The following is a 1130-nucleotide window of genomic DNA, read 5'->3' on the forward strand; positions in this document are numbered from 1 at the left end:
GCCCAGCGTGGCGCGCTGGCTGGGCGACATCCGCAAATACTTCCCCAGCTCGGTGGTGCAGGTGATGCAGCACGACGCGCTGGAACGCCTGAACATGCGCGACATGCTGCTGCAGCCCGAGATGCTGCGCAGCGTGCAGCCCGACGTGCACCTGGTCGCCAGCCTGATGGCGCTTTCCAGCGTGATCCCGGCCGGCACCAAGGAAACCGCGCGGCTGGTGGTGCGTGCGGTGGTGGACGAGCTGATGAAGCGCCTGGAAGAGCCGCTGCGCTCGGCCATCACCGGCGCGCTGGACCGCAGCCAGCGCAACCGCCGCCCGCGCCATGCCGAGATCGACTGGCACCGCACCATCAAGGCCAACCTCAGGCACTGGCAGCCAGACTACCGCACCGTCGTGCCCGAGACGCTGCTGGGCTACGGCCGCAAGGCCCGCAAGCCCCAGCGCGAGGTGGTGCTGTGCATCGACCAGAGCGGCTCCATGGCCAACTCGGTCGTCTACGCCAGCATCTTCGGCGCGGTGATGGCCACGCTGCCCGCAGTCGCCACCAAGCTGGTGGTGTTCGACACGAAAGTCGTCGACATGAGCGAGCAGCTGGACGACCCGGTCGAGCTGCTGTTCGGCGTGCAGCTGGGCGGCGGCACCGACATCAACGGCGCGGTCGGCTACTGCCAGTCCATCATCCGCGAGCCGCGCAACACCATCCTGGTCCTGATCTCCGACCTCTACGAAGGCGGCGTCGAATCCGGCCTGCTGCGCCGCGCGATGGAACTGGTCGAAAGCGGCGCGCAGTTCATCACCCTGCTGGCCCTCAGCGACGAAGGCGCCCCCGCCTACGACCACGCCCTCGCCGCCAAACTCGCCGCCCTCGGCGTCCCGTCCTTTGCCTGCACGCCGGATGCTTTCCCTGGCCTGATGGCCGCGGCGATCCGGCGGGATGATGTGTCCGCCTGGGCGGCGGGGCAGGGCTTGGTGACGAGTGCGAAGGGGCGGTGAGCCTTGACTCAAATCCTGTGGTCGGCCCGCCGGACCAGAATCGCGCGATGACCACCTCCACCCTGCGCGACCTCACCGCCCATTGCGCGCCCCCAGGCCGCATCGACGCCATCTGGCTGCGGCCCGCGCGGGACTT

General features: G+C 69.3%; 1 protein-coding gene. It reads left to right on the top strand.

Annotated features, from left to right (window positions below):
* A partial coding sequence (locus tag FKP22_RS31235) for a vWA domain-containing protein (RefSeq protein WP_141292045.1) occupies nt 1-994 on the top strand: 994 nt, incomplete at its 5' end.
* Nucleotides 995-1130: the final 136 nt, after the last annotated feature.

The organism is Ideonella azotifigens (assembly GCF_006519715.1).
Taxonomy (GTDB): Bacteria; Pseudomonadota; Gammaproteobacteria; order Burkholderiales; family Burkholderiaceae_C; genus Ideonella; species Ideonella azotifigens.